The sequence below is a fragment of the Brevibacterium pityocampae genome, assembly GCF_039541555.1.
Classification (GTDB): domain Bacteria; phylum Actinomycetota; class Actinomycetes; order Actinomycetales; family Brevibacteriaceae; genus Brevibacterium; species Brevibacterium pityocampae.
In genome coordinates this window covers 49,275-65,257 of sequence record NZ_BAABGL010000006.1, presented here as the reverse complement: position 1 = coordinate 65,257, position 15,983 = coordinate 49,275, and the positions used below count along the sequence as shown (strand labels likewise).

Genomic DNA, 15,983 nt, shown 5'->3' with positions numbered 1-15,983 from the left:
GGGCTCCGGGTCCGCTGCAGGACCCGGAGCCGAGGTGGGAGCCGGGTCCGGGGCGGGAGCCGGTCCCGTGCCCGGAGCGGCATCCCGGTGCGGGGTCGCCTCGGGCTCGCGGTGGGGTTCGGGTGCGGGGTGCGTCATGGGGTCCTTCCGATTCCGTCGTCCACGGGCCGCAGGCGGACGAGCCGCAGCACCGCGAGGGACACGATCCCGGCGATCACGGTGTCGATGCCGCGCGCCAGCGTGAGCTGCAGGGGTGATTCGTCCGGGGTCAGCGGCACCGACATGAACAGGGCGAGCAGGGTGATGAGGACGCTGCCGAGCAGGTAGTTGCGGGCGGTCCAGCGGGCCACGCACCACAGGAGGATGCACAGCACGGCGACGTAGCCAGCGCTGCCGAGGTGGAGGTCGGCGACCGGCAGGAACAGGAGCAGGCCGGCGAGCGTGCCGAGGATGCGGGACACGGCGCGCACGGTGAGCTGCCGGGAATCGCCCGGGTAGGAGAGTACGAGGACGACGACGAGCACTCTCCAGAACGGGTGCGCATCCCCGCGCAGGGCACTGATGCCGAGCGTGGCGCTCAGCGCGATCGCGATCCGCATGAACGTGAGCCGGGTCGACCCGCGATCCGGCCCGGCACCGGCATCGTCCCGCGGCGCATCGACGTCGTCGGTCTCCTCCTCGTCCGCATCGCCGGCAGCCCTGTCCGCATTCCCGACCGTCTCCGGTCCCGGCTCCCCGGCCGGCTCCGGCTGCGCGTCCGCGGTACGCCGGTCGAGGAGTGCGTCGATGCCGCCCATGAGCAGCGCGAGGGCGGAGCCGAGCGCGAGGAACAGGAGGGTGAGCGGGATGCCGAGGCCCACCCCGCCGAGCAGGGTGCCGCCGCCGACCTTGAGGACGAAGAAGTACGGGCCCGGCGGTCCGGGATCGACCCGCCGGGTGACGAGGACGGCGAGCACCGCGGACCCGAGGTAGGCAAGCCAGGTGAGGAGCGCGGACCCGGCTGCCGCCATGCCGAGAGCGACGGAGCCCAGGAGCCCGAGGGCGGCGATGAGGTACGCGCGCAGCCGGCGTGCAGCGGCTGCCCCCGCCGAAGAGCACGATGTACGCCCCGAGCGCCACGAGCAGCCCCTCGAGCGGTCGGCCGAGCGCGGTGAACACGATGAACCCGAACCACACGGGGCTCACCAGGAGCAAGGTGGTCCGCAATGACATGAGCGGCGGGCGGAACGTCACGAGTGCACGGAGGAAGGAGGTCTCCTCCGTGCTCGGCCGCTGCTCGTCGTCGTGCTTCACGGGTTCCAGTATGCTCCCTCCGGTTCGGTAGAGTGCCACTCGATGGCACGTCCGGCCCCCGACTCCCCCGCCCCCGCGGGCGACGGCACCCCCGCCGCTCCGGCACCGGACCCTGCCGAGGCGCGGCCCGCGCCGCTCGCCCGGTTCCGCATCCCGATCGACATCGCGGTCGCGGTCGTCGCCGTCGTCTACACCCTGCCGCTGCTGCCGGCGGCCGCCGTGGGCCAGCCGCCGATCATGCTCCTCGTCCACGTCCTCCTCGCCGCGGCCATCGGCGCCGCGCTGCCGTTCCGGCGCCGGCACCCGGTCGCCGCCCTCGCCGTGATGGTTATCGCGATGAGCGCCCACGCGCTCCTCGGCGCCCCGCTGCTCCCCATCGACGTGCTGGCCCTGCCCGCCCTGTACTCCCTCGCTGCGTTGTACCGCCCGCCGGTGTCCGTGCCGGGCGCCGCCGCACTGCTGACCTGGCTGCTCGCCACAACCCTGCCGCGGCTCGGCGACGAGCACCTCAACCCCGGCGAGGTCGGCCTCCTCTGCGTCGTCATCGCCTGGGTGTGGACCTGGGGCACCCTCGTGCGGATCCGCCGTGCCCACCTCGACGAGCTCGGGGCACGCGCCCTGCGGCTCGAACGCGAGCAGCACGCGCTCGCGGAGGCCGCGGCGGCCGAGGAGCGCGCCCGGATCGCCCGCGAGATGCACGACATCGTCTCCCACAGCCTCAGCGTCGTCGTCGTCATGTCCGAGGGGGCGGCCGCCACCGTCGACACCGCCCCCGAGCGCGCCCGCGAGGCGATGCTGCGGGTGCGCGACACCGGGCGCAGCGCGCTCGCCGACATGCGCACCATGCTCGGCGTCCTCCGCAGCCCGGAGACCGGCCCCCACGACCCGCAGCCCGGAATCGACCGGCTGCCGGAGCTCGTCGCGGAATCCCGGGCCGCCGGCCTGCCGGTTCAGCTCACCGTCGACGGGGACCACGCAGCACTGTCCACCGGGCTCGAGGCGACCGTCTACCGGATCGTGCCTGAGGCCCTCACCAACACCCGCAGGCACGCCGGGCCCGAGGTCGGCCGTGTCGAGGTCGCGGTGCGCACCGACCCCGGGTCGGTCCGGGTCCGGATCGCCGACGACGGACAGGGCCCCGCGACGGCGCCGACGACCGCCGCACCGGCATCCGCGCCGGCGGGCACCTCGACAGCGGGCACCTCGGCGGCGGGCAACGGGTTCGGACTGCGTGGCATCCGGGAGCGGGTGGCGGCCTCGGGCGGGATCGTGCACGCCGGACCGCGCCCCGGCGGCGGTTTCGAGGTCGCCGCCGAGCTGCCGACCGACACCCGAACGGAAGGAGAGCGCACATGACGATCCGCGTGGTGCTCGTCGACGACCAGGAGATGATCCGCACCGGCCTGCGGATGATGCTCGAGTCCCGGCCGGAGATCACCGTCGTCGGCGAGGCCGGCGACGGCGAGGAGGCGCTCGCCCTGCTCGAGTCCGTCGCCGCCGATGTCGTGCTCATGGACATCCGGATGCCGCGCCTCGACGGGGTCGCGGCCACCCGGCGGATCCGCGAGCAGGCGGACGTCCCGCAGGTTCTCGTCCTCACCACCTTCGACCTCGACGAGTACGCCTACGACGCGCTGCGCGCCGGGGCCGGCGGCTTCCTCCTCAAGGACGCCCCGCTCGAGGAGATCGCGCAAGCGATCGGCCACGTCCACGCCGGGGAGGCGATCGTCGCCCCGAGCACCACGCGCCGCCTCCTCGACCACGTGCTCGCCCCCGGCGGCGCCGCTGACGGCGCACCGCGGCTGCCCGACCCGCGCCTCGAGCTCCTCACCCCGCGGGAGCGGGAAGTCCTGCTCGAGGTGGCCCGCGGGCACTCGAACGCGGAGATCGCCCAGCGCCTCGTCCTCGCCGAGGGGACGGTGAAGATCCACGTCGGTCGGATACTGACCAAGCTCGACCTCCGCGATCGGGTGCAGGCCGTCGTGCTCGCCTACGAATCCTGGCTCCTGCGGCCCGGCCCGGAGGACCCCGGGGACGCGCATACCACCTGAGGCATAGGCGCAGGTGATGTCCCGCGGCTGACGACGCGGCGTCCGATCCTCGCGAGGGTGGAGGCATGGACACGATCATCAGCACCCACGGACTGACCAAGACCTACGGCACCCGCCCGGTCGTCCAGGACCTCGAGCTGCGCGTCCCCACCGGATGCGTCTACGGGTTCCTCGGCCCGAACGGGGCCGGGAAGTCGACGACGATGAAGATGCTCCTCTCCCTCGTCCGCCCCACCCGCGGCGAGGTGACGATCATGGGCCGGCCGATGAACCGCAGCACCCGGCGGGAGCTCCTCGGCGGGATCGGCTCCCTCATCGAATCGCCACCGGGCTACGGGCACCTCACCGGAACGGAGAACATGCGCCTGATCCAGCGGCTGCTCGGGCTCGACGACGCGCAGATCGATGCGGCGGTGGGCACCGTGCGGCTGGAAAAGCAGCTCGACAAGAAGGTGCGCGAGTTCTCGCTCGGCATGAAGCAGCGCCTCGGGATCGCAATGGCGCTCGCTCGGCAGCCGCGGATCCTCATCCTCGACGAGCCGACGAACGGCTTCGACCCCGCCGGGATCGAGGAGATCCGCGCGCTGCTGCGCAGCCTCGCCGAATCCGGGGTCACCGTCATGGTGTCCTGCCACCTGCTCGGCGAGATCGACCGCATCGCCACCGTGCTCGGCATCCTCAGCGGCGGGCGGCTCGTGTTCCAGGGCACCCGGGAGCAGCTGTTCGCCGCCTCGACCCCGGACCTGCTGATCGACACCGCGGACCCGCAGCGCACCGCCTCCCTCATCCGGCCCGAGCTGCTCCGCGGCACGCACGGCCGCACCCTGCGCCTCACCGGCATCGACGAACCGGCGACCGCCCGGCTCGTCAGCGAGCTCGCCGGTGCGGGGATCGACATCTACGGCGTGCGGCGCGACGAACAGACGCTCGAGGACGTCTTCATGGACGTCACCGCCGGAGGTGGTCTGTGATGAGCGCACGACTCCTGCGACTCGAGTTCTCCAAGATGCGCCGGCTCCGCATGGGGCTCAGCGCCGCGGCGCTCGTCTGCGCCGTCTCCGGGCTGAGCATCATGAGCGCGGCGAGCTCCCCGGAGTTCAGCCCCGCCGCCCCCGAGGCATGGGCCGGCCTGCTCGCCGGACTCTCGCTCGCCGTGCCGGTCGGCTCGCCGCTCACCATCGCCGTGCTCGCCAGTCGCCAGGTCGACATCGAGCACCGGGCGAACGGCTGGCTGCTCGCGCGCACCGCAGGCGTCACCACCGGCCGGCTGTGCCGGACGAAGTTCGCCGCCACCGCGATCTGGGTGGCCGGGGCGACCGTGCTCAGCAGCCTGCTCGTCGCGGGGTTCGGGCTCGCGGTGGGGATCACCGCCCCGCTGCCCGTGGCCGCATGGGCGCTCTACACTCTGCTGGCGGTCACCGTCAGCCTCGTCGTCCTCGCCCTGCACGTCGTGCTCGCCACCGTGGTGGACAATCAGCTCGTCACGCTCGGCATCGGGGTGGTCGGCACGCTCATCGCGGTGTTCGCCAGCGGCTTCCCACCGCTGCTCGCCCACCTGTCGCCGTGGGGCTACTATGCCCTGGCGACGGGGGCCGCATTCGTCGGCGACGCCCCCGAACTCCTCACCCCGGCCTTCCCGAGCGTCGCCGCGCTCGCCGTGGTGGGCTCCCTGCTCTTCGTCCTCACCACCGGACTCCTCGACCTCAAGGAGGACTGACATGAATGCCGTCCGCGCCGAATTCCTCAAACTCTCCCGTTCCCTGAGCTGGGTCGTCGTGCTCCTGCTCCCGACCGCCATGGTCCTCTCCGGGGTCGCGAACACCCTGGCCTCGGGTCAGGCCCCCGCCGATGGCTGGCACACGATGTGGCTGCGCTCCGTCGTCGTCCATGGGATGGCGCCGCTGCCGCTCGGCATCGCGATCATCGCCTCCCTCGTGTGGCGGCCCGAGAGGCAGGAGGGCAACTGGAACGCCCTGCTCAGCGGCCCGACCTCGGCGCTGCGGATCGCGGTGGCGAAGACCGCGGTCATCGCGACAGCCGCCGCGGCCATGCAGCTCGTGCTCCTCGGGGTGCTCACGGTGTTCGGGAGGTTCGTGTTCGGCCTGCCGGGGCTGCTGCCCGGTGAGTACCTGGCGATCAGCCTGCTCATCATCGCCGCGAGCATCCCGGTGGCCGCCGTGCAGTCGGGCCTGTCGATCCTGCTGCCGTCCTTCGCCGCGCCCGTGGCCTGCGCGCTCGTCGCCTCGGGGGTCTCCGTGGTGCTCCTGCTCACCGACGTCGGTGCGCTGATCGCGGTGCTCCCCCATGCGCTCATCGCCCGCACCACCCAGCTGGGCACCGGCACCTTCGCCGACCCCGGCACGATCGGGTTCGGCGACGTCGCCGCGATCCTCGCGTGCACGGTGCTCCTCACCGCAGCGGCGATCGCCGGGAGCGCCGCACTCCTCGCCCGCCGCGAGGTGCGGGGGTGAAGGCGTTGGACGAACGCCTCGGCGGGGATCAACGCGACCTGCTGGGCGATGGACCGGGCCGACCGCAACGACGGGCACCGGAACCTCATGCTGCGCACGCTCGACCGGCTGGGGCTCGGGTTCACCTCGTGAGCCGGGCCGGGATCGCCTCGCCGGTGGGACAATGGCGTCGAGACGTCGATCGATCCATCACTCCAGGAGGCGCACCATGGCCGGGCACCGCATCTTCACCACGAGCTTCGCGAGCATCTACCCGCACTACGTCACCAAGGCGGAGAAGAAGGGCCGCGGCAAGGCCGAGGTCGACACCGTCATCACCTGGCTCACGGGGTACTCCGAGGCAGACCTCGAGCGCGTCATCGAGAACGACACGGACCTCGCGACCTTCTTCGCCGAGGCGCCGGAGCTCAACCCCAACGCCGAGCTCATCACCGGCGTCGTCTGCGGGGTGCGGGTCGAGGAGATCGAGGACCCTCTCATGCAGAAGATCCGCTACATGGACAAGCTCGTCGACGAGGTGGGCCGGGGCAAGAAGATGGAGTCGATCCTGCGGGGGTGACCGGATCCCACCGCACCGCTGGCCGCGGCCACCGTTCCGACAGTTCCAGGAGGACGCACCATGAACCTCATCCTGCGCATCATCGTCAATGCCCTGGCGCTCGCCGCCGCGGTCTGGTTCCTGCCCGGGATGGAGATCGCCGGGAGCGACGCCTTCGCCGCCTCGCTCGGGGACACCGGCTCGACCGTCGTGGCGTACCTCGTCATCGGTGCTCTGTTCGGGGTGGTGAATGCACTCGTCCGGCCGCTCGTCGAACTCGTCGCACTCCCCCTGACCTGCCTGACACTCGGCCTGTTCGCCGTCGTCATCAATGCGCTCATGCTGCTCCTCACCGCATGGGCCTCGCAGTTCACCCCGATCACGCTGAGCTTCGACGGGTTCCTCACCGCACTGTTCGCCGCGATCATCGTCGCGATCGTGTCCGCGGTCCTCGGCTGGGTCATGCCCGACCGCCGGGCCGAACGCAGCCGCGAGGACTGAACCCCGGCCGCAGGTCCGTGGTGCACCACCGGGCCGGTCGGCCCCGGTTTCCGGCAGGTCACCCTGTACCCGGCGCGCCATCGGGTCTACTGTCGGAGCATGTCGAACACACGCCCGATCACCCGTGCCCCGCGCTTCGGCGCCGACCGCGCCATCCGCATGTACCAGCGGCACATCTCGCCGCGCAAGGGATTCACCTGCGCCTCCCTCGTCGCCGGCGCCGAGCGCTCCTGCTCGGCCGTGATCCGCTCGATCATCGCCGAACGCGGAGTGATCGGCGGGATCCGCCCCTCGATGTCCCAGTTCGCCCGCTGCTCCCGCGCCGCGACCTCGCTCAAGGCCGGCGGCGGCAATGTGCAGGGCGTGTGCTGCCTGGGCGGGATCCCCATCCCCTTCCGGTTCTGAGCCCCCCGCTCTCACCTGCTGCGACGGAGATCCGTCAGGTACCGCTCTGGGACTGGAGCACCGTGATCTTCTGCCACACCTTGCGCGCCATGTCGGACGTCAGCGTCTCGATGCCCTCGACCGCATCGAGCACCTCGCCATCGGTGGTGTCCTCGGCGAACAGCGCGGCCGCCTTGCCGACGAGGGAGAGCATCTCCGTGCAGTAGTCGAAGTAGTGGGCGAGCTGCTCGCGCGTCAGATCGAGACCATCGTCCTCACGCCGGCCGCGTTCGAGCCGCTCGGGCACCTTGGTGAGCTGGTGCATGTCGATGACGTGGGCGAGCGAGCGCAGACGGTGGACGAGGCGCAGCACCCGCGCACGCTCCATGCGCTCCGGGACTGCGACGAGGAAGAAGATCGCGATGCCGGCGAACACGAGGTTGTTCACCGCGGTCTCGAGCAGCGGCAGCAGGTCGATCGGTCCCAGGGCATCGGCTCCCGCCCAGACGTCGACGCCGGCGAGCACGATCGCGCCGCCGAAGACGACGATGACGGTGATGATCGCGACGCGCGAGAGCAGCCGAGCGAGGCCGACCCGGCGGCGGCTGATCCCGCCGCCCTCGATGACCTCGTCGACGAGGCCGAGGAGCTCGCTGCACACCTCCCACAGACCCCGGTCGGGGAACCGACTCCTGATCCTCCGCTGCAGGCGAGCCGTCGAATCACGGACCGCTGCGCTGTCGAGCTTCTGGTAGCGGCTGTCGGCGGGCGGCCCGTCGTCGTGGTCGACGGGACGGGCGGCGGATTCTGGAGGATTCGGCACGCATCGATGGTATGCGAGGGCCAGGATCCGGGCCTCACCGGCCGGCGCTGACCCCGCTCCGGCCCGTGGATTCGCCGTGCACGTGGCCCCGCCCGTCCATCAGGGGTGAGGCGCCGGCCTCGGCTGCGGCTCCCTCATCGCCACGAGCGCGGCCCCGGTCAGCAGTGCGGCCATGATGACCGCCATCGCCGGGTAGCCGCCGAGCAGCTCGGCCAGACCCGGCCCGGCAACCAGGGCGACCGCTCCGACGGCGGTCATCGGTGCGACGAAAGCGCCGTTGATCGCGCCGAAGTTCTTCGTCCCCCAGCGGTCCGACACCGCAGTCGCCTGGAGCAGTGTGTGGCACCCGCGCACTCCTCCGGCGAGGATCGCGACCGCCACGAGCAGCCAGTACGGCTGCGGGAGCAGCGCCAGCACCCAGAGTGCTGCGGCGCCGGCGATGAACACCGTGACCGTCCTCATCCGAGGTGTGGTGGCGCGGGCGAACTGCGGGTACCCGATGCGGCCGATGACCTGCCCGGCGCCGACGAGGCCGAGCGACAGGGCCGCCATCTCGTAGCTCATCCCGCGCTCGAGGAACATCGGGATGATGTTGATCGTCACCGCGAAGAGGGTGAAGGTCGCCACCGCCATGGTGATCTGCAGGATCCGGAACCGGGCGGAGCGGGTGACCTGCCGGATCTCCGCCGTCGCAGCGGTGGTGGCCCGGACAGGGGCGCCGTCGGACCACGGACCGTTGAGGAACAGCGCGTGCAGCGGGATGGTGACGAGCGCGAGGATGACCGCCATGACGAGGTAGCTCCCGCGCCACCCGAACACCTCGACGAGGAAGGCGACGAGCGGGGCGAACACCGTCGAGGCGAAACCGCCGACGAGCGTGAGAGTGGTGAGCGGACCGACCCTCCAGGGCCCGTACCAGCGGGTGATGACGGCGAACGCGGGCGGGTAGAGCACCGCGGACTGCGCGAAGCCGGCGAGCAGCCAGGCGGCGAAGAACATCGGCAGGTTCGGCGACCAGGCGACGAGCAGCAGGGCGAGCACCCCGATGACGGAGCCGGTGGTCATCAGCGCACGCGGCCCGCGGACGTCGAGGAGCCGGCCCACCCGGACGCCGAGCACCGCGGACACGAGGAGGCCTGCGGCGAGTGCGGCGGTGACCGTCGTGTGGCTCCACCCGGTGTCCGCGGAGACCGGGACGACGGCGACGGGCAGCGAGTAGAAGAGCAGTCCCCAACTGGTGATCTGGGCCAGGCACAGGGCCGTCATCCCACCCCGGGGTCGGTCGGTCATCGAACAGGTCCGGCAGGTCTCATCGCTGTGGTCACTCCCCCATTATGCCCATAGATCGACATCTGTCGATACGACATGCTTGGCTGTACATCGACAGCCATCGATGTGCGATGGCTGTCGATTGAGCCGCGTGCGGCGACCACCGTGCGCACCCCGAACCGAGGAGACGCCCGTGCCCGCAGCCGACCCGTCCACACTGCCCGTCGCCGTGATCGGAGCCGGCCCGGTCGGTCTCGCCGCGGCGGCGCACCTGCTGGCCCGCGGGCTCGAGCCGATCGTGTTCGAGGCGGGCCCTGAACCGGCATCCGCGGTGAGCGCCTGGGGCCACATCCGCCTCTTCTCCCCATGGCGGTACGACATCGACCCCGCCGCCCGCGCACTCCTTGAATCGACCGGCTGGACGGAGCCCGACCTCGACCGCCTGCCCACCGGGGCGGAGCTCGTCGCCGACTACCTCGCGCCGCTCGCCGCGACCCCGGAGCTCAGCGGACGGATCCGCACGAGTACCCGGGTCGTCGCGGTCAGCCGCGAGGGCATGGATCGGACCCGCAGCCACGAGCGCGAGACCACCCCGTTCCTCGTCCGGGTCGCCGACGCGCAGGGCGCGGTCACCGATCACCGCGTGCGTGCGGTGATCGACGCCTCGGGCACGTGGCACACCCCGAACCCGCTCGGGCAGGCGGGGCTCCCCGCCCCCGGCGAGGCGGCAGCCCGCGCCGCCGGGCTCGTCACCTCTCCCCTGCCGGACGTCACCGGCCGGGATCGGGCGGAGTTCGCCGACCGCCGCGTCCTCGTCGTCGGCGCCGGGCATTCGGCGGCGAACACCCTGCTCGCCCTCGCCGAGCTCCGCGCCGAGGCGCCGCATACCCGCATCGGCTGGGCGATCCGGTCCGCGAGCCCCGAACCGGTCTACGGCGGCGAGGACCGGGACGGCCTGCCGGCCCGCGGTGCGCTCGGCTCACGGCTGCGCGCCCTGATGGAGGACGGCGCGATCGAGCTCCACACCGGGTTCACCGTCACCGGGCTCGAATCGGACGTCGGCGTGACCGTCCATGCCGACACCCCGGCCGGGCCTGTCGCGCTCACCGTGGACCGGGTGGTGCCGACAACCGGGTTCCGGCCGGACCTGAGCATGCTGCGCGAGGTCCGCCTCGACCTCGATCCCGTCGTCGAGGCGCCGCGGGAGCTCGGACCGCTCATCGATCCCGAGTTCCACAGCTGCGGGACCGTGCCCCCGCACGGGGCGGCGCTCCTCGCCCACCCGGATCCGGACTTCTACATCGTCGGGATGAAGTCCTACGGCCGGGCACCGACGTTCCTCATGGCCGCCGGCTACGAGCAGGTGCGCTCGATCGCGGCCGCGCTCGCCGGCGACCGGGAGGCCGCCGAGCGCGTCGAGCTCGTGCTGCCGGAGACCGGGGTGTGCTCGACCGACCTCGGCTCCGTGGACGGAGACGAGGGCGGCTGCGACACCCCCGACTGCGCCGACTCCGGCGACAGCGGCACGGATGCCGACTCCGTGTGCTGCCCGCCGGTGAGCGCGTGCTGCCCACCGGCGGCCCCGGTGTCGCTCGGCATCCCCACGGGCACCGCGCACGGGCGCAGCGGACAGCGGTCGCACGCATGAGCGGCGCCTCGGGCCCGGGGGTGCGCTTCCGCGTGATGACGGAGGCGGACTGGCCGGCGGTGGAGGAGATCTACCGGGCCGGGATCGCGACCGGGCAGGCGACCTTCGATTCCGCACCCCCGGCGAGCTGGGAGGAGTTCGCGGAGCGCCGGATCCCCGCGCTGCGCCTCGTCGCCGTCGATGACGACGAGCGGGTGCGCGGCTGGGCGGCCGCCACGCCGGTGTCGGCCCGCGCGGTGTACCGGGGCGTCGTCGAGCATTCGGTGTACGTCCACCCCGAGGAGTTCGGCCGCGGCCTCGGCGCACGGCTGCTGGCCGAGTTCATCCGGGTCGCCGACGCGCACGGCGTCTGGACGATCCAGGGCTCGCTGTTCCCGGAGAACACCGCGAGCGTCCGGCTCCACGCGCGCGCCGGGTTCCGGGTCGTGGGCCGCCGGGAGCGGATCGCGCTCATGACCTACGGTCCGCAGGCCGGGCAGTGGCGCGACACCGTCATCGTCGAGCGCCGACGGCCGTGAGGATCAGCAGACCATGAGGACCGGGAGGCAATGAGGGCCGAGTGGTCATGAGGGCCGAGGTGCAGGCCCGTCCTCCGCGCCGATCGTCTCCTCCGCGGTCCCCGGGGGATCCGAGTCGTGGCAGGTGCAGGGCTGTCCGGTGCGGTCGTAGCTGTCGCTGAGCCGCATCCACGAGTACGTCGGCTCCTGCGGCACCCCGGGCGGCGAGCTCTCCCACTCCTCCTGCCGCCCGAAGGGGGTGAGGTCGAGGAGGTCGAACACCATCATGAAGGGCTCCTCACCGCGGGCGTAGGTCGACCAGGTGTGGAACACGCGGTCGCCGCGGCGCAGGAACACGCTGATCGCCTGCTGCTCTGCGCCGTCGACGGTCGCCCCGAAGTCGATGTTGAAGGCGTCGCCCTCGGTCGAGTACCACGGCAGGTCCCAGCCCATGCGCTCGCGGAAGGCGTGCAGGCGCTCGAGCGGAGCGCGCGAGCTGAGCACGAATGCGGTCCGGCGAGCGTGGAGGTGGGAGAGCGGCCCGATGTGCTCGGCCATCATCGAGCACCCGTCGCACCCCTCCTGCCAGTCGGGTCCGAACATGAAGTGCTGGACGATGAGCTGCGGGTGCCCGTCGAACAGGTCGAGCAGCGTCACGGTGCCGTCCGGGCCGTGGAAACGGTAATCGGAGCGCACCTCGACCATGGGCATCCGGCGCCGGGCGGCGCTGATCGCGTCCTTCATCCGGGTGAGCGCCTTCTCCTGCTGCAGCAGCACGGCGCGTGCGTCGTCCCAGACGGCGCGGTCGACGATCGGCGGCCACTCTTCGGCGGCGCTCATCGGCCGAACCCGTCGTGCGGATCGTGGCCGTGGTCCCGTGATGTGCATGGTGCAGTCCTACACCATCGACGATCACAGCGATTGGGCCTCCGCCGCGATGCCGAGCTCGCGGCCGTCGACCGGCTCGACCACCTCGACGGGGACCGGCGGCGGATGATCCTGCCGGCGATGTGATAGTGATGAGGGATGGACACAGTCGTCTCACCGAGAACAGCACCGAGGAGTGCGGAGCGCACCCTGCAGCCCCTCCCTATGACCTACGACGAGGTGGTGCTCGGACGCCGGACGATCCGCGGGTTCACCGACGAACCCGTGTCACGGGCCGTGATCGAGGAGATCATCGGCCTGGCGATCCGGTCGCCGTCCTCACTCAACAGCCAGCCGTGGAACTTCTACGTCATCACCGGCGAGCCCCTCGAGCGGATCCGCGCCGGCAACGTCGAGCGCAACCTCGCCGGCATCCCGGAGTCGCGGGAGTTCCGCGGCTCCGACCCGTACCAGGGCAAGCACCGGGAGCGACAGATCGGCGTCGCCAAGCAGCTCTTCGCCGCAATGGGCATCGCACGCGAGGACAAACCGGCGCGCCAGGACTGGGTGCTGCGCGGCTTCCGGCAGTTCGACGCCCCGGCCTGCATCATCGTCACCTACGACCGGGACCTCCACGGCGGGGACGTGCCGGTGTTCGACTGCGGAGCGGTCGCCACCGCGCTCGTCAACGCGGCGTGGTCCCGGGGCCTCGGCTGCTGCGTCAACTCGCAGGGCATCATGCAGTCCCCCGTCGTGCGGGAGCACGCCGGCATCGCCGAGGACCAGGTCATCATGATCGCGATCGCCATCGGCCACCCGGACGAGTCCTTCCCGGCGAACAGCGTCGTGTCCGCCCGCAAGTCGGTGGACGAGGCGGCGGTGTTCGTCGGCTTCGACGAACCTGCGAACTGACCCTCAGGCTGCTCCTGCCCGCCGATCGACGAGGAGGAGCGCGAGCACGGTGACGCAGACGACGGCGAGTACGACGGCGGCGATACCCACTGCCGCGCCGAGCGAGCCGGCGGTCGCGAGCACCCCGACACCGAGCACGGCCACCGCCTGGAGGGTGTAGGCGACGAGGTAGAGCAGGGAGAGCACGGCACCGCGGTGCTCATCCGGAGCGATCCGGTTGATGACGCCGAGCCCGCCGGTGAATGCCAGCGAGTAGGCGATGCCGCCGACGATGCACCAGGCGAAGAACAGCGGCAGGGACTCGAATGCGCTCGCCACGGCCATGAGTCCGACGCTGAGTACGGTGGCCAGCGCTCCGGCGGCGACGAGCGCGCCGGCGCGCGCACGTCCGAGGAACAGCCCGGTGAGTCCGATGCAGGCGGCCGACGCTCCCAGCAGACCGCCGACGACTGCGGTGTTGTCGGTGCTCGTGAACTGGTCGATCATCGTCGCGCCGAGGGAGAGGAAGAGCGCTCCGACGCAGTACGCGAGCGCCGCGGACAGGGTCGCGATGAGGAACCCGAGGCGCATCCCCGCCGGCACATACGGGGCCTGCGGGCGCCACCTCGCCCGGGCGGCGGGCCGGTCGTCCGGGCTGAGCACGAGCGCGATGATCGACACTGCAGCAAGGCCGAGGAGAACGATGTAGCTCCACACCAGCGGCAGCGGGAAATGCTCGGCGAGCACACCGCTGAGGACCAGGGCGCAGGCGAGACCGGTGGCGGTCGCGACGGTGGCGGTGGTGCTCGCGAAGCGCGGATTCGCAGTGGGGTTGTTCTCCGTCAGCGCCGCAGTGGCTGCGCCCACCGTGAGCCCGGTTCCCGCACCCTGGAGGACGCGCCCGGCGTAGAGGAACACCACGTTCGGGGCGAGCGCGAAGACGAGTGCTGAGAGCCCGATCAGAGCGATGCCGACGATCATCACCCGTCGTCTGCCGTAGAGGTCGGACAGATTGCCGAACAACGGCAGCACGACCATGAGCGAGAGCTGGTAGGTGGCGAACACCGACGTCACGACGACCGGCGCGAGGTCCCACCGGTCCGCGTAGATCGGGTAGAGGACGCTCGGCGACCCGGAGGACCACAGGCCGAGTGCGAGGACAGAGGCTGCCGCCCAGAAGTAGCCCGTCCGTCCGAGCCGGGGCGGGGCGGATCCGTCGGACGACCTGCGCATGCGTGCTCTCCTCTCCGCCCCGACCGGAGAGCCCCTCGCAGCGGAAGGTGCCTCGTCGTCGCGGCCGGTTCCGATCCTACCCACGGAGCGTCCTCCGCGCGGTTCCTACGGTCGATGCAGCACTGAGGCACAGCTCACCCTCGAGCGTCGCCCGCGGCACCGTCGAAATCCTCTCGAACGAGCCTCGCCTGCAGGCCTCGCCCTGAGTAGGATGGAATCCCATCGGAGTTCGGAGGTCGATCATGCGGACCACCCGTCAATTGAGCATCACGCTCCCCAACGACATGGCCGACGCCCTCCGCGAGCGGGTCCGCTCGGGAGAGTACGCGAGTGAGAGCGAAGTCGTCCGAGATGGGTTGCGTGCTCTGTTCGCCCGCGATATTGCGATCGAACGGTGGTTGCAGGACGAGGTCGCCGCCGCCTACGACTCCGCGGTCGAATCACCTGCCGAAGCCGCGAGTCCGGATGAGGTTCGAGCCCGCCTTGCATCTCGGCACTCCCGCGAGACGTGAACGACTACCGCGTCGTCTTCGGCCGCGACTCGCTCAGTCAGCTCGATGACCTGTACGACTACATCGCCGATGCTGATTCACCCGACACCGCATTGCGATTCACCAATGCAATCGTCGACTTCTGCGAGGGGCTTGGAGACTTCCCTTCCGTGGTTCCGAACGCGATGACATCAGACCGGGGCTCCGCACGATCGGCTACAGAAGACGAGTGGTGATCGCGTTCGCCGTGCTCGAAGAGGTGGTCGCAATCATCGGCATCTTCTACGGCGGGCGAGACTACGAATCGATACTCGCTGAGAACGGAGGATAGCTCGGTTCCGGTCTCCAAAACGTTTCGAGCAGACTACCCGAGCGACTGCGGTTCATCCTTCATCCCGCTGCCGGCGATCAGCCCGCCGGAAACCGAGCGCCATGGCGACGAACAGGTCCCAGACGAGCACGAGGGTGAACATCCACCCGCCGTAGAGCACGAGCGCAGCCGGGCTCGCGGTGGTCACCGCAGAGGCGAGGCTGACGTAGAACAGCGCGTTCTTGGGGTTGAGCAGACCGGAGGCGAGGCCCAGGCCGAGGTTGCGCGTCCACGTGGTCCGGGCGGCCCGGTGCACCTCGGCCGGGTCGAGTGCTGTGCGGGAGCGCAGGAACACGATCCCGATGTGCACGAGGAAGATCCCCCCTGTTGCCTGGATGACGTGGAGCACCGCATCGTTCGTGATGAGCGCCATGCCGGAGAAGGCCGCGGCGATGATGAGGCCGTTGGCCAGGGCGACGGCGAGGAACTGCTCCACGGGACCTCCGGGGCTCGACGATGATCTGCATCGAGCATGGCCGGAGCAGTGAGGCGCGGTCTTGTACGAAGTTGCAGGTGTGCCGGGCGCGGCGGTCAGCCGCGGTAGGCACCGGGCAGTGCGGCCACGTGGGCCCGGAACACCCGGTGGAAGTGGCTCTGGTCGACGAACCCCAGGGCGATCGCGGTTTCCACGACAGAGGTTCCGGCGCGCAGCATCT

At 71.3% G+C, this 15,983-nt stretch carries 20 protein-coding genes; 13 read left to right on the top strand and 7 right to left on the bottom strand.

The annotated features are described in order from the left end of the window. Positions 1-134: 134 nt before the first annotated feature. Entirely contained in the window at positions 135-1,010 is an 876-nt protein-coding gene (locus ABD883_RS06380; protein WP_345030807.1) for an FUSC family protein, read from the bottom strand. Positions 1,011-1,335: 325 nt separating this feature from the next. Here ABD883_RS06380 and ABD883_RS06375 point away from each other — a divergent pair, with 325 nt between their 5' ends. The 8 genes from ABD883_RS06375 (at position 1,336) to yidD (ending at position 7,259) form a co-directional block, all read left to right on the top strand. Then, the gene (locus ABD883_RS06375; protein ID WP_345030804.1) at positions 1,336-2,649 is read left to right on the top strand and encodes a sensor histidine kinase; all 1,314 of its coding nucleotides are present in this window, start codon (positions 1,336-1,338) and stop codon (positions 2,647-2,649) included. Then, complete coding sequence (locus ABD883_RS06370; protein WP_345030801.1) at positions 2,646-3,344, top strand: response regulator; 699 nt, start codon at positions 2,646-2,648, stop codon at positions 3,342-3,344. Before ABD883_RS06375 ends, ABD883_RS06370 begins: the two co-directional genes overlap by 4 nt. Before the next feature lie 65 nt (positions 3,345-3,409). Next, entirely contained in the window at positions 3,410-4,315 is a 906-nt protein-coding gene (locus ABD883_RS06365; RefSeq protein WP_345030798.1) for an ABC transporter ATP-binding protein, read from the top strand. After that, the gene (locus ABD883_RS06360; RefSeq protein WP_345030795.1) at positions 4,315-5,061 is read left to right on the top strand and encodes an ABC transporter permease; all 747 of its coding nucleotides are present in this window, start codon (positions 4,315-4,317) and stop codon (positions 5,059-5,061) included. Before ABD883_RS06365 ends, ABD883_RS06360 begins: the two co-directional genes overlap by 1 nt. 1 nt (position 5,062) lies before the next feature. Then, complete coding sequence (locus ABD883_RS06355) at positions 5,063-5,815, top strand: ABC transporter permease (protein ID WP_345030793.1); 753 nt, start codon at positions 5,063-5,065, stop codon at positions 5,813-5,815. Between the two features lie 208 nt (positions 5,816-6,023). Then, positions 6,024-6,374 (top strand): DUF2200 domain-containing protein, encoded by a 351-nt coding sequence (locus tag ABD883_RS06350; RefSeq protein WP_137319545.1) that lies wholly within the window; start codon positions 6,024-6,026, stop codon positions 6,372-6,374. 60 nt (positions 6,375-6,434) lie between these two features. Further along, positions 6,435-6,854: a phage holin family protein gene (locus ABD883_RS06345; protein WP_137319544.1), complete on the top strand. Its 420-nt coding sequence runs from the start codon at positions 6,435-6,437 to the stop codon at positions 6,852-6,854. Positions 6,855-6,953: 99 nt separating this feature from the next. Next, positions 6,954-7,259 (top strand): membrane protein insertion efficiency factor YidD, encoded by a 306-nt coding sequence (gene yidD, locus ABD883_RS06340; protein ID WP_345030790.1) that lies wholly within the window; start codon positions 6,954-6,956, stop codon positions 7,257-7,259. A gap of 34 nt (positions 7,260-7,293) precedes the next feature. Here yidD and ABD883_RS06335 read toward each other — a convergent pair whose 3' ends face one another. Together ABD883_RS06335 and ABD883_RS06330 are read right to left on the bottom strand one after the other, a co-directional pair. Beyond that, entirely contained in the window at positions 7,294-8,061 is a 768-nt protein-coding gene (locus tag ABD883_RS06335) for a hypothetical protein (RefSeq protein ID WP_345030788.1), read from the bottom strand. A 99-nt stretch (positions 8,062-8,160) separates the two neighbouring features. Further along, positions 8,161-9,351 carry an MFS transporter gene (locus tag ABD883_RS06330; RefSeq protein ID WP_345030786.1) on the bottom strand — a complete coding sequence of 397 codons (1,191 nt, stop codon included), beginning with the start codon at positions 9,349-9,351 and terminating at the stop codon, positions 8,161-8,163. Positions 9,352-9,523: 172 nt separating this feature from the next. On the opposite strand from ABD883_RS06330, the gene ABD883_RS06325 reads away from it, so the two are divergent. Both ABD883_RS06325 and ABD883_RS06320 read left to right on the top strand, forming a co-directional pair. Continuing rightward, positions 9,524-10,978 carry an FAD-dependent oxidoreductase gene (locus ABD883_RS06325; RefSeq protein WP_345030784.1) on the top strand — a complete coding sequence of 485 codons (1,455 nt, stop codon included), beginning with the start codon at positions 9,524-9,526 and terminating at the stop codon, positions 10,976-10,978. Further along, on the top strand, positions 10,975-11,496 hold the full coding sequence (locus tag ABD883_RS06320) for a GNAT family N-acetyltransferase (protein ID WP_345030782.1): 522 nt from the start codon (positions 10,975-10,977) through the stop codon (positions 11,494-11,496). The genes ABD883_RS06325 and ABD883_RS06320 overlap by 4 nt, the downstream gene beginning before the upstream one ends. Positions 11,497-11,541: 45 nt before the next feature. Here ABD883_RS06320 and ABD883_RS06315 read toward each other — a convergent pair whose 3' ends face one another. Then, positions 11,542-12,315, bottom strand: a complete 774-nt coding sequence (locus tag ABD883_RS06315) for a DUF899 domain-containing protein (protein ID WP_345030779.1) — start codon at positions 12,313-12,315, stop codon at positions 11,542-11,544. A 252-nt stretch (positions 12,316-12,567) separates the two neighbouring features. Between ABD883_RS06315 and ABD883_RS06310 the strand changes: the two genes are divergently transcribed. Continuing rightward, positions 12,568-13,254 carry a nitroreductase gene (locus ABD883_RS06310; protein ID WP_265808671.1) on the top strand — a complete coding sequence of 229 codons (687 nt, stop codon included), beginning with the start codon at positions 12,568-12,570 and terminating at the stop codon, positions 13,252-13,254. Positions 13,255-13,257: 3 nt separating this feature from the next. On the opposite strand, the gene ABD883_RS06305 is transcribed toward ABD883_RS06310, so the two are convergent. Further along, positions 13,258-14,466, bottom strand: a complete 1,209-nt coding sequence (locus ABD883_RS06305) for an MFS transporter (RefSeq protein ID WP_345030775.1) — start codon at positions 14,464-14,466, stop codon at positions 13,258-13,260. A 260-nt stretch (positions 14,467-14,726) separates the two neighbouring features. Here ABD883_RS06305 and ABD883_RS06300 point away from each other — a divergent pair, with 260 nt between their 5' ends. Together ABD883_RS06300 and ABD883_RS06295 are read left to right on the top strand one after the other, a co-directional pair. Beyond that, on the top strand, positions 14,727-14,978 hold the full coding sequence (locus ABD883_RS06300) for a ribbon-helix-helix domain-containing protein (RefSeq protein ID WP_345030773.1): 252 nt from the start codon (positions 14,727-14,729) through the stop codon (positions 14,976-14,978). Next, the gene (locus ABD883_RS06295; RefSeq protein WP_345030772.1) at positions 14,975-15,193 is read left to right on the top strand and encodes a type II toxin-antitoxin system RelE/ParE family toxin; all 219 of its coding nucleotides are present in this window, start codon (positions 14,975-14,977) and stop codon (positions 15,191-15,193) included. Before ABD883_RS06300 ends, ABD883_RS06295 begins: the two co-directional genes overlap by 4 nt. Positions 15,194-15,340: 147 nt before the next feature. Here the strand turns inward: ABD883_RS06295 and ABD883_RS06290 are convergent, their stop codons facing one another. Together ABD883_RS06290 and ABD883_RS06285 are read right to left on the bottom strand one after the other, a co-directional pair. Next, entirely contained in the window at positions 15,341-15,763 is a 423-nt protein-coding gene (locus ABD883_RS06290) for a LysE family transporter (RefSeq protein ID WP_345030769.1), read from the bottom strand. A 95-nt stretch (positions 15,764-15,858) separates the two neighbouring features. Continuing rightward, positions 15,859-15,981: a helix-turn-helix domain-containing protein gene (locus tag ABD883_RS06285; RefSeq protein ID WP_247618665.1), complete on the bottom strand. Its 123-nt coding sequence runs from the start codon at positions 15,979-15,981 to the stop codon at positions 15,859-15,861. Positions 15,982-15,983 lie beyond the last annotated feature (2 nt).

What these genes read in the sequence shown, in the direction of transcription:
- ABD883_RS06285 (WP_247618665.1), bottom strand. Translation starts at nt 15,981, where the DNA reads ATGCTGCGCGCCGGAACCTCTGTCGTGGAAACCGCGATCGCCCTGGGG.
- ABD883_RS06365 (WP_345030798.1), top strand. Translation starts at nt 3,410, where the DNA reads ATGGACACGATCATCAGCACCCACGGACTGACCAAGACCTACGGCACC.
- ABD883_RS06320 (WP_345030782.1), top strand. Translation starts at nt 10,975, where the DNA reads ATGAGCGGCGCCTCGGGCCCGGGGGTGCGCTTCCGCGTGATGACGGAG.
- ABD883_RS06355 (WP_345030793.1), top strand. Translation starts at nt 5,063, where the DNA reads ATGAATGCCGTCCGCGCCGAATTCCTCAAACTCTCCCGTTCCCTGAGC.
- ABD883_RS06345 (WP_137319544.1), top strand. Translation starts at nt 6,435, where the DNA reads ATGAACCTCATCCTGCGCATCATCGTCAATGCCCTGGCGCTCGCCGCC.
- ABD883_RS06360 (WP_345030795.1), top strand. Translation starts at nt 4,315, where the DNA reads ATGAGCGCACGACTCCTGCGACTCGAGTTCTCCAAGATGCGCCGGCTC.
- yidD (WP_345030790.1), top strand. Translation starts at nt 6,954, where the DNA reads ATGTCGAACACACGCCCGATCACCCGTGCCCCGCGCTTCGGCGCCGAC.
- ABD883_RS06315 (WP_345030779.1), bottom strand. Translation starts at nt 12,315, where the DNA reads ATGAGCGCCGCCGAAGAGTGGCCGCCGATCGTCGACCGCGCCGTCTGG.
- ABD883_RS06330 (WP_345030786.1), bottom strand. Translation starts at nt 9,351, where the DNA reads ATGACCGACCGACCCCGGGGTGGGATGACGGCCCTGTGCCTGGCCCAG.
- ABD883_RS06380 (WP_345030807.1), bottom strand. Translation starts at nt 1,010, where the DNA reads ATGGCGGCAGCCGGGTCCGCGCTCCTCACCTGGCTTGCCTACCTCGGG.
- ABD883_RS06370 (WP_345030801.1), top strand. Translation starts at nt 2,646, where the DNA reads ATGACGATCCGCGTGGTGCTCGTCGACGACCAGGAGATGATCCGCACC.
- ABD883_RS06310 (WP_265808671.1), top strand. Translation starts at nt 12,568, where the DNA reads ATGACCTACGACGAGGTGGTGCTCGGACGCCGGACGATCCGCGGGTTC.
- ABD883_RS06350 (WP_137319545.1), top strand. Translation starts at nt 6,024, where the DNA reads ATGGCCGGGCACCGCATCTTCACCACGAGCTTCGCGAGCATCTACCCG.
- ABD883_RS06375 (WP_345030804.1), top strand. Translation starts at nt 1,336, where the DNA reads ATGGCACGTCCGGCCCCCGACTCCCCCGCCCCCGCGGGCGACGGCACC.
- ABD883_RS06305 (WP_345030775.1), bottom strand. Translation starts at nt 14,466, where the DNA reads ATGCGCAGGTCGTCCGACGGATCCGCCCCGCCCCGGCTCGGACGGACG.